Below are 26,332 nucleotides of genomic sequence, written 5' to 3'. Positions count from 1 at the left end.
TTCAAATGCTTCACTCTTAATGAAAAGGGTGTCTTCAGGAAGAGATCAAAGTCAGTCAAATTGTATAGATCAAATGTTGTTAAAAATGTCCGAGCCATTAAAAAAGCTTCGGCGCAAGCCGAAGCCTTCTGACAGTGACTCTCCGTTTCTAGGGTAAATAGATTACTACGACGACCATGCCTCGACACTAGAGAGCTTGACTCCACTTGTATCCGAAAAAGAAGGAGAACTTCTGCCAAGCCTACCGTTTTATTGTTGGTCCGACAGACTTAATGCGTTTGCTGAAGTTTGTGCTTGATCTAAAAATTCCTCTGCTTGGGTCAATTGCTGCCGGGCCTTCTCCAAAGCTTGTGAATTTGTTGACGCATTAGTGTCACTTATCGAGCTTATTGCCTGATTTAAAGCCGTTTGCGCCTCAGAAACCGCGTAAGATGCATGCTGCTCCAGCGCATTGCCGCTCGAGTTAAGTGAACCTTCTGCCGGTTTTCTTGCATTATCGGTGGCTAAATTAACTTTGTCTTCATTGGGCAATGTGAGTCCTCCTCCCTTGAGCAATGATTATTATCAGAAATAAGTATGTGGCTGAGATTTTGTTAATATTCATTCGACTGCATGGGAATAACCCGATCCTATATTTCCGGATCAATTTTAGTATAAGATTCGATGTGTCGGAAAATCTAACGTAGATGAAAAAAGGGGGTGATCATTTCTCAATGAATACGCCAACGCTAGCGTCACACGAATCTATGGAACTACATGAAGCGTTAAACTTTAAAACACTATGCCTCGCTAAGTCAAAACTTATGCAAGGCTTGGTCTTTGACCAAGAGCTAAAAGCGTTAATGCAGAAAGATGTCGTTCAATCCACACAACAGATCGCCGAGCTGCAAGCCATCTATGCAAGAGCTCCTTTCCAAGCACCTGTTCCGAATAGCCCAACACCTATAACACATTAAGGGGAACATAAAGCAAATGAATACTGACTATTTAGACCCGATTAATTCATTAAATATGCCGGAAATGGCAGATATGACTTTTGCAATGGACTTCCTTCTTCGTGCCAAGGAGGGTGTGCGAAATTTGTCCATCGCCCTAACGGAAACAGCTTCTCCGGATGTAAGAGTGCTGCTGCGGAAACATCTTAAGCAGGGAATTGCAATGCACCAAGAAATCACGGAGCTCATGATTCGCAAAAAATGGTTCCATCCTTACGAGCTGAACGAACAGTACCAACTCGATCAGCTTTCGGCGAAAAATACGGTAATGATCGGTCAGATGAACTTTTTCCCGGATGATACGTCGCGTAAAGGGATGTTTGATCGGACCCCAGATGAACATATTGGAGGACATAAAGCATGAAGGCGGTAACGTATCAAGGGATTAAAAATGTCGTGGTCAAAGAGGTGCCGGATCCGAAGATTGAGAAACCGGACGATATGATCGTAAAGATCACAAGTACCGCCATTTGCGGTTCTGACCTTCACCTTATTCACGGGATGATCCCTAACCTTCAGGAGAACTATGTCATCGGGCATGAACCGATGGGGATCGTAGAAGAAGTTGGCCCCGGCGTGACAAACGTAAAGAAAGGCGACCGTGTAATCATCCCGTTCAACATCGCATGCGGAGAATGCTTTTTTTGCAAAAATCAGTTGGAAAGCCAATGTGACAATTCTAACGACCACGGGGATATGGGCGCATATTTTGGCTACTCCGGAACGACCGGCGGATACCCTGGCGGGCAAGCCGAGTATTTACGAGTCCCGTTTGCGAATTTTACCCACTTCAAGATTCCCGAAAGCTGCGAACAACCGGACGAAAAGCTAAGTTTGATCGCGGATGCCATGACAACGGCTTTCTGGAGCGTAGATAACGCGGGTGTAAAAAATGGAGATACGGTCATCGTGCTCGGCTGCGGTCCGGTCGGACTTCTGGCCCAGAAATTCTGCTGGCTCAAAGGAGCAAAGCGGGTCATAGCTGTCGACTATGTCGATTACCGCTTACAGCATGCGAAGAGAACGAACAATGTGGAAATCGTAAATTTCAAACAGGATAAGAATATAGGAAACAATCTCAAGGAAATGACCAAAGGCGGCGCTGATGTCGTCATTGATGCAGTAGGAATGGACGGAAAGATGAGCGATCTCGATTTTCTAGCCAGCGGTTTGAAACTGCAAGGCGGCACCATGAGCGCATTTATCATTGCGTCACAGGCTGTCCGCAAAGGCGGTACTATCCAAGTCACTGGGGTATACGGCGGACGCTATAACGGATTCCCGCTCGGCGACATTATGCAGCGCAACGTGAATATCCGTTCGGGACAAGCTCCGGTTATTCACTACATGCCGTATATGTACGAGTTGGTTACATCTGGAAAAGTGGACCCTGGAGACATTGTTACGCACGTCATTCCGCTCAGCGAGGCCAAACGCGGCTATGACGTGTTTGATACGAAAACGGACGATTGCATCAAAGTCATCTTAAAGCCTTGATTATGGATAGAGACGTGGGAGGAAAATCCGAATGAATACCGATTACGCTTTGCATGAGATGCTGGAGGTTCATGAAATAGCTGTGTTCAAGACGGTTTGCATGACCAAATCCAAAACCATGCAAGCTCTGGTAACCGAACCGGAGCTCATGCAAATTTTGCAACAAGACGTGCAAATATCACAGCAGCAGCTTCAGGAGCTTGGTGGAGTGCTGTCTAAAGTGACCCGATAGGAGATAAAAACATGAACACAATATTAGAACATATGACAGGGCTTCATACGCTGACCGATGACGTGATCGCAATGGATTTTTTGATGAACGCCAAGAGCGGAGTCAGAAACTACGCCATGGCCGTGACCGAATGTGCCACCCCCGAAATTAAGCAAATTTTGATGAAACAGCTCGACGAAGCCATAGACTCCCATGAAAAGATAACAATCTACATGATGCAACGGGGCCTATACCATCCCTACCATATTCCAGAGCAAATTCAGCTCGATCTGAAAAACATTCAGACCGCTATGAACATTCCTTCCTGACACCATATTTCGTCCCGACAAAACGCGCAAAACCATAAGGGTTCAAGCGCGTTTTTGTTTAATTAGACTTCAGTTAACAAAATGTTCCCAGTGTCAAGAATCCAACAATACAATAAGTGCGGATGGCATCACAAACACTTGAACAAGCGTTCCTTACTGATGGTCATCGCGACGCACTTTATGGATCATCACTCTCGATGAAGCAGAATTATCTTCTCACACGCGTCCCATCGATCAGGAAGCCAGTGCTATTTACGATTACTTCCTGCTGTTCGAACAGCCCTTCGGCAACGGACGTAACGTATTCGTTGGATTCAGCAATTCTGATCTGCGTCTCTATGGCATAATAGGCATTTCCGAGCGGTCCTTCCTTGCTCTCCAGCGTAAATACATATGTACCTTGATCCGTATGATGAACGGCTTCATTAGGCACCTTCACCGTCTGTTCCCCACTGGACTTCGCGATCTTCACCTGCACACGCTCGCCAACTTTCAGCCTATCGTCCTTGAGCGAGACTGTCACGCTGCTTGGCTGGCCAGCAGAATCATTTGTGTCAGAAGAATCGCCTGCCGGCGCAAGCAACTCTCCGCCAAGCACCTCATCGTCAATAGTCGTAATTGTACCCGAAAGCTGGAGATTTTCCTTGTCGGCAACCGTGATTTGATCCAGCGTTTCACCTATCTTAAGCACGCCGGCGACATCTCCCGGAATTAATAACCGGATTTCATAACCTTTAGCGGAGTTTGCTAATACAATATCCGGCGATCCTCCCGGCAGGACGCCAGCTATTGCATTTACCTGGATCACGACACCGGCGAACGGCGCTAGGACCGATTGACTTTCGGCAATATTCTTCTGGATACTCTTAATGTGCTGCTCCTGTGACGCAATATCGAGCTTGGCCGATTCCATTGCTAGCTTCGCAGCGGCTAGTGTACTTTCATCGCCGTCAGTTACCGCTGCAATGTAATCCGTCTGCAGCTGAGTCATAGACAACTGCTGCTTCTTCAGATTCGTCTGCATGTCTTCAAGCTGCAGCAACGCCTCGCTAACGTCGTATTCGATCAGCTTCTGGCCGATAGATACCTTGTCGCCTTGTTTGACCAGCACCTTTTTCACCTTCCAGCCTGCCGGATTTGTGATATCCTGCGTCTGACCCGGCTGCACGGTCGCATTACCTTCATATTCGTGCGTTACCGATCCTTTTGCCGCAAGCTGCGTGTGGACCTTCGGCAACGACAAGCCCCGAAGCGTATTACCCGCTAGTGTGCATATTGCGAGCAGAGCCAGGAACAGAGCGGCAAAGAGACGTATCTTCCGTTTGCTGAACCCGGACTTCCGTTCTTCCATTACAATCACTCCTGAGTTTATCCCTTAATGCCCGAGTGCTGGATGCCCTCCACGAAGTAGGACTCCGCGTATAGGAACAACAACACCATGGGGGTCATATACAATGTGGAAGCGGCAAAGCCGACACCACGTGCCGATTGATTAATTTGCGCCAAATAGAGCGATAGAGGTTGCTTGATTGCATCCTGCAGGAAAATAAGCGGCTGCTCGATCATATTCCAGTAATCAACAAATAGCAGTACAGCCAGCGCTGCAAGTCCTGGCTTGGCCAGCGGAAGAACAACCCGCATAAATATCGTTAACTGCCCGGCACCGTCGATTTTGGCAGCCTCGGTCAGCGCATATGGAATATGAGCCATGAACTGTCGCATCATGAAAACCCCGAAGGCGCCGAAAATGCCAGGCAGCACAATCGCCGATGAGCGGTTCATAAGACCCAGCATATCAATGACAAGATAGTTTGGGACAAGCGTGACCTGGAACGGCATGAGCATCGTCATTAGATAAACGAAGAACAGCTTGTCCCGTCCGGGAAATCGCAGCTTGGCGAATGCATAAGCCGCCAGTGAACCAACGAGCGTCTGACCGATAACGATCGGAACGACAAGGCCGGCCGAATTCCAGAACATGTTCAAAAATTTCGGGCTTAGGATCAGTACTTGTAAATATTGCTCGAACGTCAGCCAGTCCGGCAGCAGCTTCAGGTTGAGGAATGCATCCTTGCCACCGTTTGCAGTGTCCACCATTTTCCCTATCAGGTCGTAATTCTGGCTAATTTCCGCTTCCGACATCATGGAGCTAACAAGTGTGAGGCCGATCGGGAACAGCATCGCAGCTGCAAAAATACTGAACAGTACCGACAGTGCAAGGCCTGACAAACGTTGGTAATTGTTCATGATTCCCCTCCTTTCTTTACTCCGTATATTCCCTGAAATTACGTTCAGCGCGGAGCAATCCGGAGGTCATTACCACGATGAAGCCGACCATTAGTGTCGCAGCGGCCGTCAACTTCTGAACATCCAGCTCGAAGAACATATTGTTCATGTAATGCTGAAGCATGTACAGCCGATCATACGGATAATCTCCGGCCAGCAAGTACGTTTCCCTAAACACCTTGAACGAGTTAATAATGGAGATGAGCAATACGAAGAACATGGTTGGCGTCAAATAGACGAGCGTAATATGCCAGAATTGATGAAAGCGACCAGCTCCTTCAAGTGAAGCCGTCTCGTAATAATCCTTCGGAATCGACTGAAGGCCAGCCAATAACAGAATCATGTCATATCCAATATTCTTCCAAATGTACATCACAACGACGATACTCATTGACCAATTCGACTGCATCCAATCAATGCGGGCAAAACCCAGCTCGTGCAGCCATGCGTTCAAAGTCCCGTTCCAGTCGAAGAAAATTTGCCATACGGTTACTACGGAAGCGACAGGTACGACAAGTGGCAGCATAAACGACGTCCGCAGCCAGCTGCGCAAAAAGAGCGGCCGATTCAGCATGACGGCAAGCGTCAGCGACAGCACGATGAGCAGGGGTACAGCGATTGCCGTAAACAGCATGGTATTGCCCGCAGCCTTACGGAACGAGGCGCTGTGAAGTAGATCCGTATAATTATTCAAACCTACAAACCGTCCCCCGAGCGCGCCGTCAGTGAACGACTCGTAGAAGCCAAGTACAAATGGAATGAGATAAAACAAGGAAAATCCGATCAGGCTTGGCCCAAGGAACAGCCAGGCCGCCACACCGTCACCCCGCAGCCGCCGTAACCACCTGCTACTCATTCAGGACAGTCATTGCTTTGTTCTGAATCAACCTCGCAGCGTCCTCCGCAGATTTCTGACCGGTGAAGAAGGCATCCGTATTGGCGGCTACAATGTCAAGCACCTTCCCGGATTCGTTCCTCTTGCGGGCGGCGGCGCCCGCAAAGCCTTCGAGCTGGTCAAGCTGAGCACCGTCCACTTTGAATGGCTTGCTATGCTGCGAATCAATGGATGGAGGTGTGATTGTACCCTGCTCCTTCAACACTTGAATAGCATCTTGGAAGCGTTCCTTGTTGATTGGAAGACCTATTGACGTGTGATCCATCAAGTATTTCAAGAAATCCCAAGCTGCGTCCTTCACTTTGGAATTGGCATTTATCCCGATGTCTGCTCGCGTTTCGAAGGAAGTGCCCGCAGCCTCTTCGTCCGCATGCGGCTTCACGTAAAAGGCAGTTTCATCGCCAAAAGCGTGCAAGCTGGTCAAATAGTCTTCCGGAGATAAGATCGAAACATTGATAAAATAACCACGGCCGTTAGAACCAGCGACGCCATCGTCGTACATACTCTTGATTTGCTTCAGCAAGCTGGCGAAGGCAGGTGAATCGAAGCTCGCCTTTCGGCTTGTTTCATCCACAAATCTGCCATAATTGTCCGCGACAATGCTGCGCACAAAATAATCCTTACCGCCTACTTGATATCCTTCACCACTAACGATAGCCGCGTCGTATTTACCCTTTGCCGCGACAAGTTCCCTACCTGTCGTCATGAAATCATCCCACGTCCATGCCCGGTCATCAAACTTCACGCCGGTCGCAGCGATAGCAGCTTTGTCGCCAACCATACCACCTAGGCTAAACGACAATGGAAGGCTGAATTGGCCTGTTTCAGACCGTCCTCCGTCCAGCACGTTTGCGAAGTAGTTCGTCTTATTAAACGTTTTGTCTCCGTCCATTCTTGATTGCAGATCCTCCAGCAAATGATGTCTTTCATAATCGTCAGCGGCCAAATATCGAAGGTCTAGCAGGTCAGGCCCTTTGCCCGCCAGCATGGCTGCGTTCGTGGATGTAGTAAACTTCTCAATGTCCGCATCCGTCTGCTCTCCTCCCCCATCATCGCTATACTCTTCGCTCAGCCCGTATTGAAGCTTGATCGTGATGTCCGGATGAGCCGCCTCGTACGCTTTAGCCGCCTGCTCGTATTGCTCGTTCGGCCAGAAAGAAGAGAAGACAATTGTCTTCTTTCCGTTGGAAGTCGTAGCTTCTCCACCGGAATTCGTGCCTGTTGTAATTCCGGATTGACCATTCATCTTCCCTGTTTCCTCAGCTGTGTCACTGTTCCCGATGGTGCTTCTATTACTGCTGCAAGCTGCCAAGGTCAGCACGATAAGTGCAGCGGAAAGTAGAATAAGTCCCATTTTCTTCAACTCTATCATTCCTTTACTTTTAATTATTCGTTAAGGTAAGTCATCGCTTTATTCTGAACCAGGCTAGCAACGGCTTCAGCTGACTTCTGCCCGGCGAAGTAGGCTTTAGATTCTGTGACAATCAACTCTCGCATCTTATCGGAATCATCATCCTGTGAAGGGTGTACGGCACCGTTGACATAGGCTTCGAGTCCGCTCAGCATCGTGCCGTCCGCTTCAATCATCTCGCCATGAAGAGGCCCTTCTTGGGCCGACTTAAATGACCCTTGCTTCTTCAGCTCATCGATCTGCTTGGCATACGCTGCCTTATTAATTGGAAAGCCCGTTGTCGTTGACAGCGACTGTATGTCTTCAGACATCATAAATTTCACGAATTCCCACGCTTCCGGCTTTACTTTTGATTGAGCATTGATTGCGACACTCCGATAGGTCTTGAAGTAACCTCCTGCTGACGTGTCCTGCGCGTGCGGCTTCGCATACAACTTCATGTGATCACCTTCTTCCTTATCGAACATCTTCATCTCCAGACCGGAGACCTTCATCGTTTCCAAATAATCCTTCGGCGAATTGATCTGAACACTTCGGAAATAAGCGTTCGCCCCGCGGCCAATCTTGGAGATGAGACCTTCGTCAAACATCGCCTTTACCTGCTTCATAAGGCCTGTAAAGGATGCCGAATCAAAATGCGCTTTGCGTTCGCCTGGATTAATGAACAGGGAGTAATTGTCGCTGACCATCTCACCAAGTAAATACTCAGGTCCTTCGTAGGACAACGCGGATGGAAGTCCACCGCTTGCTGTCATCTCCTTTGCCGTTTTCGTGAACTCACTCCACGACCAAGAATGGTCATCAAATTTGACACCTGTCTTGGCAATGGCACCTTCGTCCCCGGCAAAGCCCATGAGGAAGAAGGAGAGCGGCATGGAGTACAACGAATTGCCCATTCGGACATTGTCAAGAACGTTTGCGAAATAATCGCCCTTCTTGAATTGATGATCTTGCTCCATCATTGGACTCAGATCAGCCAATAGACCGTGCTTGACGTAGCTATCTGATGGTAAAATATCCATTGCGAGCAAATCAGGTCCTTTACCAGCCAGCAGCGCCGCGTTCATGCTCGATACGTACTTTTCCATGTCCGATTCCAAAGTTGCGTCAGTGTAATCTACATTTTCCAGCTTAATCTCGACATCTGGATGGAGCGACTCGTACTCCTTAATTGCTGCCTCGTATTTGGAATCATGCCAGAAGCTTGAGAAAATGATCGTCTTCTTGCCACTGCCATGCGATGCCCCTTCATCATCTACAGCGGTGGTAGATGATCCTGACGCTGCAGCATCATTCGCTGTCTTTTCAACCCCATTGGTTCCTCCGCCTCCATTACAAGCAGTCAATGTTAAGGCGAGCAGGCAACTCGCTGCGATACAGGCTCCGTTTTTTTTCATAGCTTGATTCTCCTTTTGTTCTCGCATTCTTACTGCTCGCCTCACCGGGCTCTTGTCACATTATAAAAAAGAGATATCTCCAAACCTTCATCGTCATGTGAACAAAATGTCTCCAAAATTCAAATAAAAAACAGCAGGATAGACGATAATTCGTCCAACCTGCTGTTATGAGAGGGATCTTGCTATTTCTTAGTGCCATCACACATCTATTATTGAAACTGGATGACAAATGTCCGCAATCGTTCCTGGTCCGCCGCTGGTGCCGGAGCAATCTCCTGTGCCGTAGCGGCGTGTGATTTGCTCCCGTCGACCAGAAGAGCCCCATCACTAAGACTCCACATCATTTGATACGGGACAATGCCCTGGTAAACAGCCGTTTGGTACAGCACGTTGTTGCCCTGCAGCTTGCCGGCATAGACCGCCTCTTCATTATTTCGTGTATATGCGATCAGCTTCCGGTCTGGTGACACGCTGAAGCTGCCAATCTTCTCCAGCAGAACAGACAGCTCGCCGTTACGGTGATCGTACTGGAACAACGTACCGTCCACGCCAAGAAACATGAAGCGGTCATCGTCTATCCATGTACTTCCGCCATTACCCGACGGATGGTCATATTGGACGACAAAGCTCCCGTCTCCGTTCCGCTTTGCCATTGTAACCAGGTTCCCGTCTTCTATGAGAACGCTGCTTCCATCGTTAGACAGCATGACAGAGGCGCTGCGATCCGCAAGGGAAAAGCCCGGCAGAGGGAATTGTTTTGTCGTTCCCTCCACTACGTCGTAAACGACAGCGTTCATTTGTCCCTGGCTATTTCCTGTCACAAGGTAAGAGATGAACCGGCTGTTGTTCGACCAGTGCAGGATACTCGAAAGCAGCGTCCTCTGTATATCATTAGATGAATCAGCGATCGGCTTAACCTGACCTCCCTCCAAGTTCACGAGGGTCAAAGAAGCACCTTCCCCGGATTCCGATAGCCCTGCAATCATCCTCCCGTCTGGTGACAGGCTGAGTATCTTCAAATCGATGTTCGTAGTACCAGCAAGCTGCTTGGACTGTTCATAAGGAGGAACGAACAGCTGCATGCGGTTAGAGGGGGCTATTTGAGGAACGTTATCTTCAAAGTAGCCGATGACGGCTTCCCCGTTAGTCCAGCCGAGAAACTCGGATGAAGATGATACAGGCAGCGGATAAATCGTCTTTACCTGAAACTCTTTTCCGAGGCTTGCTTCATTTGCCGGCTTCTCACTTTCTGTCTCCGGAATAACGATCGTCTCGGAACGGGGATTACCCATGCAGCCGGTTGTCATTAGAAGAAGCAGGACAGCCATGAGCGAAACAGCAATAGCCCGGAGCCGCTTCCACTTCTTAATCATATTACGCATCGTTATTCTCCCCCCTTCTTTCCGGCAGCGGGAAGCTCAACATAAACGGTCGTACTCCCTTCGATACTTTCCATATGGATCGTTCCGCCGTGGTAGTCAACAATAGATTTTACAATACTGAGACCAAGGCCAACGCTCCCTTCTTCCTTATACATTCTGTCGCCGGAATAGAAGGGCTCGAATACACTTGCGATCTGTTCAGGCGACAATGTTTCTCCCGGATTATGGAATATGAACCGGATAGTTTCCGCTTTCATACTTCGCTCCCCAACAAGCGAGATATCCGCCATTGGTGCGCTGTACTTGATTGCGTTGTCGAGCAGATTGATGAACAATTGACGCAGCCTGTCCGCTTGCCCGAGTACGACAAGTCCGTTCTCCACGTCCAGCATGATACGCTTCTTGTAGCGCTTGGCGCGAATTTCCATCGAATCACATACGTCGCGAAGGAGCGTCCCTGTGTCGACAAGCGTGGCTTCATCCATAACGGCGTTGTGGTGCGACACTTCAAGCAAGTTCAGTACCATGCCATGCAACCGCCGGCTTTCATCCACGATATGTGTCATCCCTTTGTCGAAGAAACCGCGATCCGATTCTCCGTTCTCCCGGATAATCTCAGCGTACCCAAGAATGGACGTGAGCGGCGTCTTCAGCTCGTGCGTGACGTTATCGAAAAATCGTTTTTCCTGCTCGTTATGTGCCTTCAACCTGTCGCGGTCACGAGCAATCATTGCAATCTGGCTGTCGATCTGCCCAATCATGTCATTGAAGTTTTCCGCCAACCGCCCAATTTCGTCCTTACGCCTAAACTTCAAGCGGATGTTCAGATTGCCCCTTATAACCTCCGTGGAAGCGTCAGTCATCTTGACGAGCGGAATCGTAATATGCCTGGACAGCATGTACGAGAACAGGAATGCTGTTAGGAAAATCGCTAGCGCGAGATAAAAGAGGATGTTGAGAATTCGTTCCGTCTGCTCATAGAGAGATGAGAAGTCTTTAGCAAATCTCAGAATACCTACCTTTACCCCGTCGATGACGACAGGATAAGAATAGAGCACGGAGCCGGTGCTGCCTTCATACGTAATCGTATAAGCGGTCTTTCCGCCCAATGCCAGCTTGAGGTCTTCGTTCGAACGGCCGGCAAACATTGTCTCGTCAGTCGAATACAGTAAAATGCCATCGACCGTGTAGGCGCTGACGTCACTTGAAGTGGCGCGGTGAAGGTCGCCAACCATCTCCTCGGCCATTTGACCGAAATAGAGGTCGTTGTTCGTGAAGTGATTAATGAGAAAAGCTTGCAGGACATAAACGTTGCTGTTATTTTTTAGCTCGATAAGGTCTGAGGTAATCATGTCCCGGTTGCTGGATCGTATATATTCTTTCAGCGTGACGTTCAGAACAAGGAACGACAGGCAAAAGATTAGGAAAAAGCCGATGACGAATTTTGCCCGTAGTGTGCGCAGCATACTGTCAGTCCGTCCTTTTCTCGAACTTATAGCCGATGCCAAACACGGTTGTAATCAGATCCGCTGCGTCCAGCTTTTTGCGCAGCCGCTGAATGTGGGTGTCAACCGTCCGCATGTCACCCGGGAAATCATAGCCCCAGACGAATTGAAGCAGTTCCGCCCGCGTGAAAATTTTCCCTCGGGCACCAAGCAGCGCCATAAGCAGATCGAACTCTTTCGGCGTGAGGTCAACCGTCTCGCCATACTTGGTTACAAGCCGCTCGGCTGGTGATATGATGATGTCCCTGAAGCCGATTACCGAGGGCGCAGACTCCTCCACAGCCTGTTGTTGGGCTTGTGCCAGCCGGCGGAGTATCGTACGGATACGAGCCACGACCTCCCGCAGATCAAATGGCTTCGTAATATAATCATCTGCTCCTACTTCAAGGCCCAGGATTTTGTCCGTAATATCCGATCTCGCCGTAAGCATGAGTATAGGAATATTATATTGGGCAGTTACCTGCCTGCAGATATCGAGGCCGCTTTGGTCCGGCAGCATCCAATCCAGTACGAGCAGATTAGGCTCGAATTGCTGCAGTTCTCGAAGCCCGTCTGTGCCGCTGCCTGCTATACGGGTCTCGAAGCCTTCGCGTCCGAGGCCGTAGGCCAGCAGATCAGCGATTGCCTCTTCGTCCTCGATGATCAGTATTTTCGTTCTATTCATTATGAGGCTCCAATCTGTACACGTCCAATTCGCGCTTGCGTGAATGAGTCGATAATAACATAACTCGTCTATTGAAATAAAACATCTCTACTAACCCAAAGTGTAACGTCCAATTGTAACGAGAATATCTAGAAGTTGCGAACAATTTGTCTTGAAGTTGTCAACAAAATGTGTCCAGACCTTAATAGAATTGAAAAAGCCAGTCTTAATGGATGTGGGACCTCTACAGGTTGCAGGTATCTCTACAGGTTGCAGGTATTATTCTACAAAAAAAGCCCGAATCCACAAGGGATTCAGGCTTTTACATCACAATCAATTTGAGTGACATTTCATCTTATACGTGTGACGACAATGTCCGCTGTAACATGAAATGTCATCAATTCAGCCCTGAAAAGTTCTCCTTACCTGGTCTTGCTTATTTTCCAATATTCTAGTCTGCCCATTCTACCCGTTTGAGAATACGAAATTTCATAAGCTGAAGCACGAAATCTGTATAAAATTCCGGACGAACGATCGCGCTGTAACGATGATTCGCATACGAATAAAACAAAACATCTGTATAAATATTATTGTCTTCAAAATGATCTCTTACCGCTTTAAGTTTCGATGTAACCTCTTCTTCATTAAATACTTGAATAGTAAATTCAATGTCAGCACCATTTTGCGTTTCCTGAATTTGCAGATCATTGCTATCGTACTCATACTTAAGCATTATTCCTTACCACCTTTATTTGTTGTTAAATGAGATATCGTAAATAAATATATACACTAGATAAAACAATGGATAATAACATTAATGGAAAAGCTATTTTTAGATAAGACATAAATCGAATTGGATATCCTTCTTTGGCTGACAATCCAGCCGCTATAAGATTAGCGCTCGCCCCAATTAACGTTCCGTTTCCTCCTAGACAAGCACCAAGCGCAAGACTCCACCACAGCGGCTCTAAATTTTGAACCCCCATGTTCCCCATTTCTTGAATCATTGGAATCATTGTTGCAACGAAAGGAATATTATCAAGAAATGCGGATGCAATCGCGCTTAACCAAAGGATTAACATAGAGGTAGCGACAGGATCTCCATCGGTAAGCTCAATGGCTTGCTCTGCCAGATTAGCTATGACACCTGTCTCAACCAGTCCAGACACAAGTACAAATAGCCCGATAAAAAAGAAAATAGTCGTCCATTCCACTTTGCTGAATGCCTCTTCCATACGATGCTCTCCTGTTATTAATAAAAGGACGAACGCACCTGCAAGTGCAACAGCAGCGGATTCCACATGAAGAACTTGGTGAAGGAAGAAGGCTGCAATGGTTAAGCCGAGTAGGGTTAAGCATTTGATTAGCAGCTTAGAATCACTAATAACACCGGTTAACTCAAGCTCCATAATGTTTTTTATGCGATCTGGTGTGGTTTGGATTTGTTTTCTAAACAGCAAGATAAACAAAGGTATATAGGCAGCCATAATGATGACTACGATAGGAGCCAAGTTACTGATAAATGCAGCAAATGTAAGTTCCTTCACGGCGCTCCCAATCATAATATTTGGAGGATCACCAATTAAAGTAGCCGTCCCCCCGATATTAGACGCCATAATCTGTGCAATGAGAAACGGAATAGGTGTAACCCTTAATTGTCTAGTAATACTGAATGTAACGGGAACCATTAGAAGAATGGTTGTCACGTTATCCAAGAATGCGGAGCCAATAGCTGTGATCAGCGCCAACACGATCAAAATATGAACAGGTCGTCCTTTCGCCTTCTTTGCTGCCAAAATCGCAATGTATCTAAATAGACCGGTATCAGATGTAATAGATACGATAATCATCATGCCTATTAAGAGACCTAATGTATTGAAGTCAACATGATGAAGTGCTGTTTCTTGATCCACAATACCGAACCCTATTAGAAGAAGCCCTCCGATCATGGCAATAATGGTACGATGAATTTTTTCAGAAATAATAAGAGCGTATGCAATCAGAAAAATAATAATTGCCCATATAGCCTGATGTTCCATTGTGTCCTCCTAATATGTTATTCTGCTTTTTTTAATGCCGAACTTTCGTTCGTGCTGCCTACTCCAAGTCTTAATACAAGTGGTTTAATGGTAAGTCCCTGAACAAGCAATGAGAATAAGACTACACTGAATGTCAGAACAAGAACATCGTCTTTCCCTTCGAAAGAAGTTGGTAAGCTCAAAGCAAGCGCAATCGACAGGCTGCCCTTCAAACCTCCCCAGTTAAGTATGCTTCCATGCTTTAGGGAAATCCCGCAGCATGGCAATACTGCTATATAACGCAATTGTCCTTCCAGCTAGAACAATGAGAATAGCAGCACCAATGATGAGCCATTTATTTGTGAAGTCTATATTCTTGATCTCTAATCCAATCATCAGGAAGATCAAGGAATTGGCTACTAAGGTAATTACATCCCAGAAGGAATCGATATTCATCCGTGTTGTTTCGGACATTCCGACTCGAGCTCCATAGCTGCCGAAGATTAAGCCACTAACCACAACGGCAATAACTCCAGACACATGAAAATGCTCGGCTACAAAGAAACTACCGAAGAATAGAAGCATAGAAAATCCAATTTCCAGTGGATAATCATCATAAAAACGAATAAGTTGAGAGAAGATCCATCCAAGAATTGACCCTATCGCGATACCGCCCAGAGCAAACTTTAGGAATAAAAGTATTCCCTCTCCAGCTCCACCCCACCCCATGTCCATATACGTGAGTAAATAGATGGAAGAAATCTGAAACAGTACAACGGCAATGCCATCATTAAACAAGGATTCTCCTTCGATTATGGTGACTAAGGGTTTAGGCACACCTAATGATTTGAAAATGGAGATGACGCTAATCGGATCTGTTGCACTCATGAGAGATGCAAAAGTAAAGGCGACAACTAAAGGTAAACCCATTATGTAATAAGACCCTGCTGCAATGAGGAAAAACGAAAGCAGCGTTCCTCCAAAAGCCAATGCTAGTACGGGTTTACTTTGCTTACGCAGATGTGAGAATGGTAATTTCAACGTTGCGTCCCCAAGCAGTATAGGCAAAAACAGCGAGATAATAATCGCTTGAAAGACATGCGATTGTGTAATGAAAGTTTCGGCCTCATCTAAAATAGGAATATGTGTGATCCCAAGCAGAAGACCAACAATTACAAGGGCAATCGAATACGGTTGATTTAACTTCTTTGCAATCGCAATAACGAACATAGATATCGCCAGAAGAATAAGCAATTGAATAAAGGTTTCATTAAATAATTCCATTGCAATAGACCTCCGTTTCTATAAAATGTTGCTTACTTATACTTCCCAAACTCCTCGTTTTGCTATCACCTCATCCAAAAAAAGACAAAAAGAGCCCGCTGTTGGCAGGCTCCTCCGATCGTACATGTATGCAATTTACCCATGATTTTACACGAGAATTTTTGCTTTGTAAATCATATCTCTCCAATTAAGTAATTAGTTCAACGTCCATAAATGGATATAGCATTAATGATTTGATCAGCATCCCATTCTACAATTTGATCGGCATACTGCTTAACGATAGGTAATAATTCACAGTTTGAATCTCGTTTTACAACAATTAATGGCTTATTCCCCTAAGTAAAAGGAGCTTATGAAATGAATATTTGACGGAATTCTTCAATTGCTGATGCTTCTCCACATAACAGCAATCTGTCAGCAAACTGGATGACAGTTCCTCCGTTTGGAATAATGGCAGAGTGGTTTCGATAGATGCGCATCACTAATAAATTTGGAGGCCATGGAATATCTTTAAGTTTCTTTCCTGTCCATCTAAATTGGCGGATTTCAATTTCCGCTAACTGATTATCATCTTCTTCTAGAAGCCGTAAAGCACCTGGGCTCTCAATGAGCGCCTTTAGTACACGCTGTGCTGCATATAAAGTTGAGAAGACTTCTACGCCCTGATCTCGCAGCTGCTTATACAGATCTGGATCTTCAATTCTAAGAATTAAATGCTTTCCAGCCATTGCTCTTACATATGTACCAATCAAATTGTTAATATTATCTTTGTTTGTTACCACTATGATTGAATCCGCTTCAAAGGCATGATGTCCTTCAAGTTCTTCTATCGTTAATTGATTAACATGTACTAGCTGATCCTTGAAACGCTGTTCTTTCCCACTGACGACATTCAAATACAAATCCTTATTAGACGTATAGATCTTAATCAGATATGTACTATCTTTCAATAATTCGCTGATTACTGGAATGGAGATATGATTTAACCCAATAAATGCGATGCTTCTCCTGGCTATTACTGGTGGGCTTGCCAATTTATTAAAAAGCACTGGAAACAGCAAACAACTGACGATAGCTACAAGAATAAAAGCACCATGAAGCTGGCTGTCTATAATGTGTAATTCCAAAGCTAATGTAGCTGCTGCTATGACAAGACTTAGTTTTGAGGATAGCAGTAACGCTGAACTTACTACGTCCCTGAATGAATACCAGCGCTTGAGTAACAGCATCGGTATGAATTTCGCAAGGAACATAAGTAATAGCAACAATGGTATTAACGTTAACATTTTCGGGTCTTCAAGTAATGGTCTCAGATCAAGCCTCACGCCTACCATGACGAAAAAAACCGGAATTAAGAATCCATATCCGAAGGATTCAAGTTGATGGACAAAAGCTTTTTGCGGCTTGAGCATTGACACGATGACACCGGCTAAGAAAGCACCGAGTATATTTTCTACACCTAGTTTTTCAGATAAGAAAACCACACTTAACAGTAGAGTAAAAATTGCACGTGTCCCGAACTGAACAGAGCTCTCTCGTAATATTTTAAATATTTTGTTAGATGCAAGATAACGAATAACGTAATAGACGACAGCAAGAACAATAAAGAATGAAACGAGTAAAAGCATGTCCATCTTATTATTGCTGAGTGAGCTAACATATACCGCTAGCAAAATCATGGTAAAGAAATCTGCCAACACGGTTACAAATAAGAGGGTTTGACCTAGCGGTGAGGACAACAGCTGTCTTTCTTTTAATACTGGAACAACAACACCCAGAGATACTGTGCTAATGATAAGAGTTGTTAAAAAGAGCTGATTTACATAACCAAGTGAAGCTAAGACAATAGATATAACGCTTGAAACGAGAAATATTCCAGTGAAAATAGTAATAGCCACAACTAGTGGATTATAAGCTTTTCTAGATGGTTGATTTCTTCCGCGTAAAGAAGAGAAATCAATTTCGAGTCCGCTTAGAAACATTAAGTAAATAAAGCCAAGTAAGGACAGTAAATCAAGCCAATTACTTTTCCCAACCACTTGAAAACCACTGTTACCCAATATCAGTCCAGCAATAATTTCTGCTACAACAACCGGCACAACCCGCAATCGGAGTTTCAATAAGACAATTGGAATTATGAATGATACCGCTACAACCAACATTAAACCGCCATACGATCCGCTTGCTTCCAATACAACTCCCCTTTTCCAAATGAATCTAGATCAATAGCCTGTCCCTTTAGTGCATGGTTTAGGTTATTTGATTTGTGTTATTTGGTGGATAAAATTGTATGTATTGAAATGCAAAAGGAGCCTGCTGTGACAGGCTCCTCCGAATTTCATACTATGATGTTCAGCTTTATTAATTATAATTTATCAAGTTTGGCATGTAAAGCAACACAAATGGCTAACTATATTCTATGGAAGACATATGGCTTAAAACGAATCTTCACAAAATGCTCCTCTAGCGTATTAAACTACTCGATCTGTGGAATAATGAGTTGTAAATATAAAATCAGTTTTTCGGAGGAGCCTGTCACCAGCAGGCTCCTTTTGTCATTTTCAGGAGGTGTGATGATTATAAAAACTATGTTGGCAAAAATCATTCTAATATTTGCTTTGTTAACAACTGCATATTCTCCTTCACTCGGTAACGCAGAGCCAAATGCCAGCGAATTAAAGTCAAAGTCTCTATTTGGGAAGCTTAAACTCCAGAATAAAGATATTACAATTAAATGGAATTCCACGCTAGGGACTCCTTCTTTAATAGAAGGAAATTTAACCTCCCCATCCAGACACTCCAGCTTATGGATCGTTTATGGTTTTATGCAGAAAATGCGAACATATTACGGTCTAAGAGATCCAAAGAGTAATCTTGTTCTTGAAGATATGATGCATAACTTCGATGGAGGTGTCACAATCCGTTTTACACAGTTGCTGTTCAATGTTCCTGTATATAACGCTTCACTAACATTCGAATTGGATAAGGAGGGAGTTATACATACTGTTCACGGCACTATCTATCCGCAGCTAGAGCGTACACTTTATAATCTGCCGATTTATCCTGTTGTATCTCCAAATCAAGCTGCTCAAATCGCGACTCGTGCGCTAGCTCATCCAAGCACCTTAACCGGCCCGGTTGTGAAGCCATATTATTTGTTTACTCAGGGAAATACCCAACGCATTTACGAAGTTTCATTGGGTGAATCTGGACGAGTTTGGGTTCATGCCGTACTTGGACATATTGTCCCTATTGAAAAAAGCCAACAAAGCGTCAGTTAAATGACAAATAAATTAGCCTGCTGCCTAGGAGCGTTATGTTTATACACATTTCTCCCTTGGTGACAGGCTCCTCCGATAACATCATGAACGATCAATTAGTTTCTTATAAGCCTCAATAAATGATTTAGGATCTATAGATAACATATAAGAAAAGACTCCCTGATTGGTATGTAAGTAGAGAAAGCCCTCCTCTTTTCCTATCGCCTTGTATGAAATATCAAGTAATAGCTTTCATGCTAACAGGCCCAATAATAATAAACCCTATTGTTGTATTTGCCACTTTTATAGCGTTCGGTGCACGATTGGCGTGTTGCCCTTATTAGGGCTAGTGCCGCGCTTATGGTAGCTTTTGTAGATCGAGAGTGCAATTAAGAAGAGGCTCATTGTTTACAAAAAGAGGTGTCACTTAGTCATTTAAATGACTTATGGGACACCTCTTTTTGTCCGCTGTAACATGAAATGTCTACAAAACAGCCCTGTAGAAGGGCTTTTTGTATGTTTAAAATGTCATCTACTGCCTCATCCAATGTCAATTTATACAGTTTATGTATATTCAAATGTCAAAAATGGATATTGTGGATATGTCTTTCAAGATGAATTCGAGTTTAACAAAGATGCAGGAATGTATGTATGCAAGGCTGGTCATATGGCCATTCGAAAAGCCCGGCAAGGGAAGAAAGGAGTAGGAAAAAACCAGTAAAACGCGTATTATTACGATATGTAGAAAAGTGCAAGCGTTGCCCCGTTTAAAGAAGGCTGCTTCACGACAGAGCGAAAACCAAAACCTATTCCGTAACAATAAACTTCAATGAACACACCGAACAATGGCTTTTCTAGAAAGCGGAGTACTTTAAAGAAAAATCCAAAGAACGGTACAAAATTGAAGTCAAGAATAGCGAACTTAAAACACAGACATGGGTATGATGTAGCCACAGCCCCGGGTCTATAAGGCATGGAGCTGCATGGCGCAATGGCGATATTTGCTGTTAATCTAAATAAAATAAACAGACTAAAAAATGAAATAGCATAGAATAAATGGGCCAGTTACTCTCAATCTCTCAAGAGTGACTGACCCATTTTTTTATGCTACAGCCTATGAGTTTGAAAAAACCTAGGTTCTCCAGTGGACTCTAGAAAGTAGGGCAGTTGTCATTAACGTTTAACCAAATATTGATGAATTCTGTTTTCCATCAGAGAGTTTCCGGTCCGCGGATTATTTGAATAACATTTTCGATGGAGTTTAGGTTAACCGCTTCCCTAAACCACAGCGAATGAACGATTTCGTGCACTGAATTTTTCGTTCCCGGAGGTGGCCATCTGTATATTAGTTCCTTTTTTACTGCAGAGCTGAGACATTTCCCTTACTCAGACTTCTCAAATGATACGCAATTATTCAAACTGTCCGGGATTTCATAAAGTTCTTATGTCCTTGACCAAAATCTATTGCAACTTTCCCAGTCCTTCGAGCTATCTCTGGAGCTAGAATAACAGCATTTACGCCTGCAGAAATGAGTACTAAATCAAATTTGTTCTTCAGCATCTCAACTTTCTTTAATATCCGACTAGTCTGTTTATAATCCGAAATTAATATGGTTCCTGTTACATTTAAACTATATTTATTAACGAGTACTTGTTTCATTTCATTAGCGTGTTGTGAAATGAGAAGAACTCTCCTGTTTTTCAGAACGTCCCAAAAAGCTTTGTATTTAGGAATATAGCGATTAATACAGGCATCACATGTAAAACGTGGTGAGAGATTAAAATGAGCAAAAATTTTGTTTGTTAATATTCTTTTAAGTCTCTTCGGCGCTTGAATTCGGTTATCGTTAAGAAGTAGAATGCCTACAACATTTGCATTCCTAATCCCTTGAACAAGCTCATTTCTTAGACGGATATTAGGCAAATGCACACTTTTCTTTCCATGATTGGCTTTTATTGTCCAAGGCTCTTTTAGAACATCACGTATAGGCCATACTGAATTTTGCGCCAAGCAAATATTCTCCCCATCGCCGATTCTAACTAATGAAAAAGGTTTTCTATGGTCCAAAGCATATTTCACCTTTTTCAACACTTGTTGCCATGTTAGATGTTTTTTCGTATCTATCCCTCACTCTATAAAATTTAAAGTTATACTACTCTGACATAACTAATGTATGTTTAATTAAGTGAAATGAGATAAACCAAAGCACATTTTAGACTGACGAGTATGTTCCTGTTAATCTTGTTGAATACGTTGTACCTTAGCTCAACGTTTTTCATTAATATGCATATGCATATCAATTCAACACCTCCGTCAGTTCAATTAATTCTTAAGTTTACTTCTGTAGATCAGAATTAATTTCGCCGATGTTTGTGACCAACTAATTGTAAAACACGGCACTCATTTGGAGGTTATTCTGAAGGATTACCAAGTGTATTTACTAGGCCCTATGACCTAAAAGCTTTGTATGCTCGTAAACATAACCCTTTCACAAACGCTCCCGAAAAAGTAAACATGCGATCACTGTGAACTATAGGTTTGCTTCTTGGAGCTGCATGCAAGGCTTGCTCCAACGTCTGAAATACCAGTGGATTGTCTATAATCATAATTCGATATAAGGAACACCTTTTTTAACAATTTCATATGTCTAATTTAAAAGGCCGCCATCGTCGGCAACCTCATTCCTTTTTTATTTCTTCTCATCTAATTCAAACTTTGTCTGTGTATGATCAACAAAGTCCTCAACCTCTTTCAGCACAGCTTGCTTTTTCTGATTTGCTTCATCTTGTGTAATATAGCCTTTACTTGTACAGCAGCGATTTTGGCAGTAAAGTCGGACATTAATGTATCTTATGAGCTTCTGACGGGATATGCCACGGTCCTTAGCAATGTCCACAAATGATTTACCTGCTTGAACTTGTTCCGCGAAGGTTGCTTTTTCAATGCTTAACAGCTCGAGAGCCGCTTGCATATTATATTCACCAATTCCCTGCTGCTTCACTTCTTGCTCCTTGTTTAGAGGAGACCCCAAAGTCAGGAGACGGCCCATTAATAAGATTCCCATTATCATCATAATTGTATGATTGATTCAACAGTAATCAGTTGATTCTCTGAATTATAATTGTAACTTGTTGTATTAGTCAGAGTTCCCGTTTTGATTGATTTCTTCGTACGATTTCCAGCGATATCATATTCATAGGAGATTTCAGTTCCGTCATAAAGTGTTTCTTTAGATAGTTGATCCCGTTCATCATAGGAGTTACCCAATAGAAAGCCTCTCTTTTCGTGTATAAATCGAATGAATCGAGAGTTTTTTTCACTCTAGTGCCAGGCAAGAAACGTTAAGCCTATAAAAATTGTCGGTCAAGTTATCGGTTACCTAAGCTCCAATAGCCGGGAGCCTTGTCCTCATAGATGGGAATAATACCTCCGTGTTGTACGAGAGTTGCTGCCTCACTCTCGGTTACTGACTTGTGGCGGTCATTACACCAAATTCAGTTTGGTCCTCAAATGAGAAGAATATGAGTCAGAAACTTGAAAAATAATAAATCTTTTTAAGGAACAAAAATTAAGAGATTTTTAAGTTATTTTTGATATCATTATCGAGTTGAAATTTGAAGGGAGGAAACATCATTGAACGAACAACTGTTCCAAATCATCAATAACTTTGCCGGCCGTTTTGATTGGATAGATGATCTCATGGAAATATTTGCGAAAGATATCGTGTGGCTGATGCTAGCCATACTCGTTTTCCTGTGGTGCAGCGGAAGTAAAGAGAATCAACGGGCTGTATTCTTTGCATGCCTAACCGCAGCAGTCTCTCTCTTACTGGCTGCTTGGGTCATATCGCCGCTTGTGAATCATCCTCGTCCGTTCGTCGATCATACCGTGCATCAATTAATCTCGCATGCAGCCGATGCCTCGTTCCCGAGTGATCATGCGACAGTGGCGTTTTCGTTTGCATTTGTAATACTGCTTATGAAGCGACAAACAGGCGTACTCATGTTGGTTCTTGCCGTCTTGACGGGGATCTCGCGTATCTATGTGGGCGTACACTACCCTGCAGATATTTTAGGAGCTGTCGTTCTCTCATTCTTAATAGCTTTGACGGTATTTGCCTTGAGAAAGCAGATCGACCCAATTTCCAGGCTATTTATCTCTCTCTATAATCAAATCCTGCGCGTCATTCCCGTATTGTCCCGCTTTAGTAAAAGTTAGACACAGCAAAAACTCCGGCCAATTTTTAGAGCCGGAGTTTTTGTATAATAGCAGTCAGGTTTTCATTCAATCTAGGCTTTGAACACGGGCAAGCTCTTCGAATACTTGCTCAGTCCCGCATATTCAAGCCCATAAAGATCTTCAATCGTTCGAAGAACGGAATAATGATTAGTCCGCTGTGTCACGGTTGTATTCTTTATCATCTGGTTCCACAACGATTACAATATAGTCAGACTCATTTGATACTCGGATTACGAGTCTTATCAGTAGTATAGAATCTGCCCCTTTAACGAAGATAATGATGTTTTTTACAGTGATCGGTTCGGAGTGGCCTGTTGCCATTATTACACTAGGCATAGTGACCTTTGATACACATTTTTGAAATAGTGGTTACAAGTTAATTCATTTGTCCGTTTCAACGATTTCGATCACAACGTATTTTAGAACTATCTGGGGGTGAGAAATATGCAAATCACAAAACAGCTGCTGGCCAAGAGGAGCGAGCACGAGACGCCATATTATATTGTCGATGGAGTTTCTCAGGGGAGTACAGTTATGGTAACGGCGGGTATTCATGGGACAGAACGGGCAGGGTTTCTTTCAGCAAAAAAACTAGTTGAATTGCTTCAAAGGGATATTATTCATGTCCACAGCGGAAGGTTAATAATTATTCCTATAGTCAATCAGACTGCGGTTAGAAAAAAAATAAGAGGGGTTCCCGATCTGAATCGGACGTTCCCAAAACACAATTTCAAATCAGCTAGTCACCCCCTTTCAAGAGCAGTATTCGAGCTTGCCAGGGAACAACAACCGGTATGGTACGTGGATCTGCATGAGGCGAATGGATTATCCGGTATCCATCCAAGGTCACTGGGACAAACCTTGATCGTTAACCCTAGAAGCAAGGCTATCCCTGCAGCAAAAAGGATGATTCGACGATTGAATACATCTATCAAGAAGGCTTCGATACATTTTTCGCTCCTTCAGCGAGAATTACCTGGATCGGGACGTTCAGCCGCTTACCATCTGCTGCATTCCAATGCAATAACAGTAGAAACGGGAATCGGTTTACCAATTAAATTGCGAATAAGTTATCAGATGAATATATTACGAAGCATTTTAAGAGAAGCAGGATTATTGAAAAGAAGACGCGAATCCCAAAATAGTGACAAACTAAAATAAGCTTCTAAGCATATCTACCCGTCAGAAAGAAAATCTTATCCTCTTTTTTATTGATTTACTACACTCATGATATTAAGCGAGTCATTAAGCGCAGTGATGCATTGGCTGGCAATAGGTTTGCCTTTACGAACGTTAGCCAATACAACGTCAATCGTACCATCGATCTTTGTCCAAGTGGAACCGTCGATTTTCCTAAGCTTAGGTTCGGAATTGTCCCACTGATGTTCCAAATTGTCAGCGCCTTTTTTGGCGGCAGCAAAATCCTTTGTGTTTACTGCATTCAACATCTCGTTTTCAATATTTACAAAATCCGTTAATCGTCCGGCCAATTTTGCATGCGGCGTAGCTGTTCCGGCTTCCGGAGACGATGCCGGGGCTTGAGAAGTCTCAGATTGCGACGACGCAGGAGCTTGTGAAGCCGCTGTTTTGTTGGCTTCGTTCAATACCTTCAGCGACTCTTGAAGGGCGTTATTGCATTGATTCGCATCGGGTTTTCCATTGCGGACTGCGGCCAATACCACGTCGATCGTCCCATCGATTTGAGTCCATGTGGAGCCGTCTATTTTTCTAAGCTTTGGCTCCGATGTATCCCATTTATGTTCCAAAATGTCAGCACCCTTTTTCGCGGCAGCAAAGTCTTTTGCGTTCACGGCTTTCGACATATCATTTTCTATATTCACGAAATCCGTCAACTGTCCGGCTAGTGAAGCCAAATTGGACGTTGAAGACGATCCGGAAGAATCGATTTGCGATGCGATATTATTGCTCAACTGAACATATCCGCCGATGCCGACAGCTAAGAAAACACAAAGTACGGATACGGTTTGAATGAGGACGTTTCTTTTTCTTTCTTTTACATGCTCCGACTCTGCGGTTCGGCTGTTCGGAACTGTATCGATTTTGGTAACAGCCAAGAAAATGATGACAGCCAAAATCGCAGCTAGAAAAATGACGCTTGTTATCGTTGTGCCTAAGCCTAATCCGCCATTTACTTTGGTTTGGGACAAGTAGTCACCTAAGGACGCCCCAAGGGGACGAGTCAGAATATAAACGACCCAGAAAGCTAATACCGCATCTAGACGAAGCCATTTCCAAGCCAAATACATAATCGCGATGATAATAACGACCGTGAGACCTGTGTTAAAGTATCCAAGTCCGAGTTGTTCGGAATACAGATCGCCGACAGCTGTTCCAAGGGCGAACGTGAATAGAACGGTTAGCCAATAATAAACTTCGCGTTTCCTTGTGTAGATCGAGTGAATAGAAAGCGTCTTTTCGCTTAAGTACCAAACCAGGAAAGTCAGTCCCAGCAGTATGCTGAATACGGTCGTGCTTTTCTCCAGCGGAACTCCGATCCCGTCCGTCAAATTATCTGTAACCAACGTTCCGAAAACGCTTATTAACACGACGGTCAGCCAATATATAGCGGGTACATATTTCGTTGTCCTGAATTGAAGAAACAATAAAATGAAAAAAACGACTCCCATAATAATTGTTGTGTTGGTTAAACCGAATCCCAAGTTGAAATTGAGAAAATCCGCAAATGTTTCCCCGACCGTTGTGCATAGAACTTTGATGATCCAGAAGTAAATCGTAACTTCAGGTACCTTGCTAAGCAATATTTTCGGTTTGTTTGGTTGTTCCGACATGAAATCAAACCTCCTTGTACAAGTAAAGAAGATATCGAAAATGCTTTCGCTCTTTGCTCGACAATATCATAGACGTTAAATCTTAAAATTTTAATAAGTTCATATTATTTACTTATTAACGATTCATCTCAGCTGCAAATGACCAATGTTCTTGTCACTGGATAAATCC

25 protein-coding genes and 1 pseudogene are annotated in these 26,332 nt (G+C 44.1%); 9 read left to right on the top strand and 17 right to left on the bottom strand.

Annotated features, from left to right (window positions below; all coding sequences use genetic code 11):
- Window positions 1–249: 249 nt before the first annotated feature.
- Window positions 250–531, bottom strand: a complete 282-nt coding sequence (locus AB4Y93_RS20405; protein ID WP_441894689.1) for a hypothetical protein — start codon at window positions 529–531, stop codon at window positions 250–252.
- Between the two features lie 182 nt (window positions 532–713).
- Between AB4Y93_RS20405 and AB4Y93_RS20400 the strand changes: the two genes are divergently transcribed.
- Genes AB4Y93_RS20400 through AB4Y93_RS20380 form a run of 5 tightly spaced genes read left to right on the top strand, consistent with a single transcriptional unit; the run spans window position 714 to window position 3,032 of the window.
- On the top strand, window positions 714–956 hold the full coding sequence (locus AB4Y93_RS20400) for a spore gernimation protein GerQ (RefSeq protein ID WP_441894688.1): 243 nt from the start codon (window positions 714–716) through the stop codon (window positions 954–956).
- 16 nt (window positions 957–972) lie between these two features.
- A complete protein-coding gene (locus AB4Y93_RS20395; RefSeq protein ID WP_441894687.1) occupies window positions 973–1,359 on the top strand; it encodes a spore coat protein in 387 nt (128 codons plus the stop codon).
- Window positions 1,356–2,492 carry a zinc-dependent alcohol dehydrogenase gene (locus AB4Y93_RS20390; protein ID WP_441894686.1) on the top strand — a complete coding sequence of 379 codons (1,137 nt, stop codon included), beginning with the start codon at window positions 1,356–1,358 and terminating at the stop codon, window positions 2,490–2,492. Before AB4Y93_RS20395 ends, AB4Y93_RS20390 begins: the two co-directional genes overlap by 4 nt.
- Window positions 2,493–2,523: 31 nt before the next feature.
- Window positions 2,524–2,724, top strand: a complete 201-nt coding sequence (locus AB4Y93_RS20385) for a hypothetical protein (protein ID WP_441894685.1) — start codon at window positions 2,524–2,526, stop codon at window positions 2,722–2,724.
- 11 nt (window positions 2,725–2,735) lie between these two features.
- A complete protein-coding gene (locus AB4Y93_RS20380) occupies window positions 2,736–3,032 on the top strand; it encodes a spore coat protein (protein WP_218098906.1) in 297 nt (98 codons plus the stop codon).
- Between the two features lie 208 nt (window positions 3,033–3,240).
- Here the strand turns inward: AB4Y93_RS20380 and AB4Y93_RS20375 are convergent, their stop codons facing one another.
- The 13 genes from AB4Y93_RS20375 to AB4Y93_RS20315 all read right to left on the bottom strand — a co-directional run bounded on the left by AB4Y93_RS20375 (window position 3,241) and on the right by AB4Y93_RS20315 (window position 18,045).
- Window positions 3,241–4,383 carry an efflux RND transporter periplasmic adaptor subunit gene (locus AB4Y93_RS20375; protein ID WP_441894684.1) on the bottom strand — a complete coding sequence of 381 codons (1,143 nt, stop codon included), beginning with the start codon at window positions 4,381–4,383 and terminating at the stop codon, window positions 3,241–3,243.
- A gap of 17 nt (window positions 4,384–4,400) precedes the next feature.
- Window positions 4,401–5,279, bottom strand: a complete 879-nt coding sequence (locus tag AB4Y93_RS20370; RefSeq protein WP_441894683.1) for a carbohydrate ABC transporter permease — start codon at window positions 5,277–5,279, stop codon at window positions 4,401–4,403.
- Window positions 5,280–5,295: 16 nt separating this feature from the next.
- Window positions 5,296–6,174, bottom strand: coding sequence for a carbohydrate ABC transporter permease (locus AB4Y93_RS20365; protein ID WP_441894682.1), 879 nt, complete (start codon window positions 6,172–6,174; stop codon window positions 5,296–5,298).
- Window positions 6,167–7,567 carry an ABC transporter substrate-binding protein gene (locus AB4Y93_RS20360; protein WP_441894996.1) on the bottom strand — a complete coding sequence of 467 codons (1,401 nt, stop codon included), beginning with the start codon at window positions 7,565–7,567 and terminating at the stop codon, window positions 6,167–6,169. The genes AB4Y93_RS20365 and AB4Y93_RS20360 overlap by 8 nt, the downstream gene beginning before the upstream one ends.
- Window positions 7,568–7,599: 32 nt before the next feature.
- Complete coding sequence (locus AB4Y93_RS20355; RefSeq protein WP_441894681.1) at window positions 7,600–9,021, bottom strand: ABC transporter substrate-binding protein; 1,422 nt, start codon at window positions 9,019–9,021, stop codon at window positions 7,600–7,602.
- A gap of 209 nt (window positions 9,022–9,230) precedes the next feature.
- Entirely contained in the window at window positions 9,231–10,403 is a 1,173-nt protein-coding gene (locus AB4Y93_RS20350) for a hypothetical protein (RefSeq protein WP_441894680.1), read from the bottom strand.
- A 2-nt stretch (window positions 10,404–10,405) separates the two neighbouring features.
- On the bottom strand, window positions 10,406–11,869 hold the full coding sequence (locus AB4Y93_RS20345) for an ATP-binding protein (protein ID WP_441894679.1): 1,464 nt from the start codon (window positions 11,867–11,869) through the stop codon (window positions 10,406–10,408).
- Between the two features lie 4 nt (window positions 11,870–11,873).
- Window positions 11,874–12,572, bottom strand: a complete 699-nt coding sequence (locus AB4Y93_RS20340) for a response regulator transcription factor (protein WP_441894678.1) — start codon at window positions 12,570–12,572, stop codon at window positions 11,874–11,876.
- Between the two features lie 430 nt (window positions 12,573–13,002).
- Complete coding sequence (locus AB4Y93_RS20335) at window positions 13,003–13,284, bottom strand: hypothetical protein (RefSeq protein ID WP_441894677.1); 282 nt, start codon at window positions 13,282–13,284, stop codon at window positions 13,003–13,005.
- A 25-nt stretch (window positions 13,285–13,309) separates the two neighbouring features.
- Window positions 13,310–14,590: an ArsB/NhaD family transporter gene (locus tag AB4Y93_RS20330; protein WP_441894676.1), complete on the bottom strand. Its 1,281-nt coding sequence runs from the start codon at window positions 14,588–14,590 to the stop codon at window positions 13,310–13,312.
- Window positions 14,591–14,607: 17 nt separating this feature from the next.
- Complete coding sequence (locus AB4Y93_RS20325; RefSeq protein ID WP_441894994.1) at window positions 14,608–14,856, bottom strand: cation:proton antiporter domain-containing protein; 249 nt, start codon at window positions 14,854–14,856, stop codon at window positions 14,608–14,610.
- Window positions 14,813–15,853, bottom strand: coding sequence for a cation:proton antiporter (locus AB4Y93_RS20320; RefSeq protein WP_441894675.1), 1,041 nt, complete (start codon window positions 15,851–15,853; stop codon window positions 14,813–14,815). Before AB4Y93_RS20320 ends, AB4Y93_RS20325 begins: the two co-directional genes overlap by 44 nt.
- A 350-nt stretch (window positions 15,854–16,203) precedes the next feature.
- On the bottom strand, window positions 16,204–18,045 hold the full coding sequence (locus AB4Y93_RS20315; RefSeq protein ID WP_441894674.1) for a cation:proton antiporter domain-containing protein: 1,842 nt from the start codon (window positions 18,043–18,045) through the stop codon (window positions 16,204–16,206).
- Between the two features lie 381 nt (window positions 18,046–18,426).
- Here AB4Y93_RS20315 and AB4Y93_RS20310 point away from each other — a divergent pair, with 381 nt between their 5' ends.
- Both AB4Y93_RS20310 and AB4Y93_RS20305 read left to right on the top strand, forming a co-directional pair.
- Complete coding sequence (locus AB4Y93_RS20310) at window positions 18,427–19,134, top strand: hypothetical protein (protein ID WP_441894673.1); 708 nt, start codon at window positions 18,427–18,429, stop codon at window positions 19,132–19,134.
- A 589-nt stretch (window positions 19,135–19,723) separates the two neighbouring features.
- Window positions 19,724–20,164 (top strand): annotated as a pseudogene (locus AB4Y93_RS20305) (transposase); the annotation flags it as partial.
- A 363-nt stretch (window positions 20,165–20,527) separates the two neighbouring features.
- On the opposite strand, the gene AB4Y93_RS20300 reads toward AB4Y93_RS20305, so the two are convergent.
- Both AB4Y93_RS20300 and AB4Y93_RS20295 read right to left on the bottom strand, forming a co-directional pair.
- Window positions 20,528–21,238, bottom strand: coding sequence for a GT-D fold domain-containing glycosyltransferase (locus AB4Y93_RS20300; RefSeq protein WP_441894992.1), 711 nt, complete (start codon window positions 21,236–21,238; stop codon window positions 20,528–20,530).
- A 565-nt stretch (window positions 21,239–21,803) separates the two neighbouring features.
- A complete protein-coding gene (locus tag AB4Y93_RS20295; protein ID WP_441894672.1) occupies window positions 21,804–22,115 on the bottom strand; it encodes a hypothetical protein in 312 nt (103 codons plus the stop codon).
- Between the two features lie 632 nt (window positions 22,116–22,747).
- On the opposite strand from AB4Y93_RS20295, the gene AB4Y93_RS20290 reads away from it, so the two are divergent.
- Both AB4Y93_RS20290 and AB4Y93_RS20285 read left to right on the top strand, forming a co-directional pair.
- On the top strand, window positions 22,748–23,332 hold the full coding sequence (locus tag AB4Y93_RS20290) for an undecaprenyl-diphosphatase (protein WP_441894671.1): 585 nt from the start codon (window positions 22,748–22,750) through the stop codon (window positions 23,330–23,332).
- A 465-nt stretch (window positions 23,333–23,797) separates the two neighbouring features.
- On the top strand, window positions 23,798–24,514 hold the full coding sequence (locus AB4Y93_RS20285; protein WP_441894670.1) for a deacylase: 717 nt from the start codon (window positions 23,798–23,800) through the stop codon (window positions 24,512–24,514).
- A gap of 47 nt (window positions 24,515–24,561) precedes the next feature.
- Here the strand turns inward: AB4Y93_RS20285 and AB4Y93_RS20280 are convergent, their stop codons facing one another.
- Window positions 24,562–26,163, bottom strand: coding sequence for a COG4705 family protein (locus AB4Y93_RS20280; protein ID WP_441894669.1), 1,602 nt, complete (start codon window positions 26,161–26,163; stop codon window positions 24,562–24,564).
- Window positions 26,164–26,332: the final 169 nt, after the last annotated feature.

Source organism: Paenibacillus sp. YAF4_2 (assembly GCF_052113225.1).
Taxonomy (GTDB): domain Bacteria; phylum Bacillota; class Bacilli; order Paenibacillales; family Paenibacillaceae; genus Pristimantibacillus.
The sequence above is the reverse complement of the archived record's forward strand: the minus strand, read 5'-3'. Positions and strand labels throughout refer to the sequence as shown.

What these genes read in the sequence shown, in the direction of transcription:
- AB4Y93_RS20370 (WP_441894683.1), bottom strand. Translation starts at nt 5,279, where the DNA reads ATGAACAATTACCAACGTTTGTCAGGCCTTGCACTGTCGGTACTGTTC.
- AB4Y93_RS20355 (WP_441894681.1), bottom strand. Translation starts at nt 9,021, where the DNA reads ATGAAAAAAAACGGAGCCTGTATCGCAGCGAGTTGCCTGCTCGCCTTA.
- AB4Y93_RS20395 (WP_441894687.1), top strand. Translation starts at nt 973, where the DNA reads ATGAATACTGACTATTTAGACCCGATTAATTCATTAAATATGCCGGAA.
- AB4Y93_RS20350 (WP_441894680.1), bottom strand. Translation starts at nt 10,403, where the DNA reads ATGCGTAATATGATTAAGAAGTGGAAGCGGCTCCGGGCTATTGCTGTT.
- AB4Y93_RS20365 (WP_441894682.1), bottom strand. Translation starts at nt 6,174, where the DNA reads ATGAGTAGCAGGTGGTTACGGCGGCTGCGGGGTGACGGTGTGGCGGCC.
- AB4Y93_RS20310 (WP_441894673.1), top strand. Translation starts at nt 18,427, where the DNA reads ATGATTATAAAAACTATGTTGGCAAAAATCATTCTAATATTTGCTTTG.
- AB4Y93_RS20285 (WP_441894670.1), top strand. Translation starts at nt 23,798, where the DNA reads ATGCAAATCACAAAACAGCTGCTGGCCAAGAGGAGCGAGCACGAGACG.
- AB4Y93_RS20390 (WP_441894686.1), top strand. Translation starts at nt 1,356, where the DNA reads ATGAAGGCGGTAACGTATCAAGGGATTAAAAATGTCGTGGTCAAAGAG.
- AB4Y93_RS20375 (WP_441894684.1), bottom strand. Translation starts at nt 4,383, where the DNA reads ATGGAAGAACGGAAGTCCGGGTTCAGCAAACGGAAGATACGTCTCTTT.
- AB4Y93_RS20385 (WP_441894685.1), top strand. Translation starts at nt 2,524, where the DNA reads ATGAATACCGATTACGCTTTGCATGAGATGCTGGAGGTTCATGAAATA.
- AB4Y93_RS20380 (WP_218098906.1), top strand. Translation starts at nt 2,736, where the DNA reads ATGAACACAATATTAGAACATATGACAGGGCTTCATACGCTGACCGAT.
- AB4Y93_RS20280 (WP_441894669.1), bottom strand. Translation starts at nt 26,163, where the DNA reads ATGTCGGAACAACCAAACAAACCGAAAATATTGCTTAGCAAGGTACCT.
- AB4Y93_RS20320 (WP_441894675.1), bottom strand. Translation starts at nt 15,853, where the DNA reads ATGGAATTATTTAATGAAACCTTTATTCAATTGCTTATTCTTCTGGCG.
- AB4Y93_RS20335 (WP_441894677.1), bottom strand. Translation starts at nt 13,284, where the DNA reads ATGCTTAAGTATGAGTACGATAGCAATGATCTGCAAATTCAGGAAACG.
- AB4Y93_RS20340 (WP_441894678.1), bottom strand. Translation starts at nt 12,572, where the DNA reads ATGAATAGAACGAAAATACTGATCATCGAGGACGAAGAGGCAATCGCT.
- AB4Y93_RS20345 (WP_441894679.1), bottom strand. Translation starts at nt 11,869, where the DNA reads ATGCTGCGCACACTACGGGCAAAATTCGTCATCGGCTTTTTCCTAATC.
- AB4Y93_RS20360 (WP_441894996.1), bottom strand. Translation starts at nt 7,567, where the DNA reads ATGGGACTTATTCTACTTTCCGCTGCACTTATCGTGCTGACCTTGGCA.
- AB4Y93_RS20330 (WP_441894676.1), bottom strand. Translation starts at nt 14,590, where the DNA reads ATGGAACATCAGGCTATATGGGCAATTATTATTTTTCTGATTGCATAC.
- AB4Y93_RS20400 (WP_441894688.1), top strand. Translation starts at nt 714, where the DNA reads ATGAATACGCCAACGCTAGCGTCACACGAATCTATGGAACTACATGAA.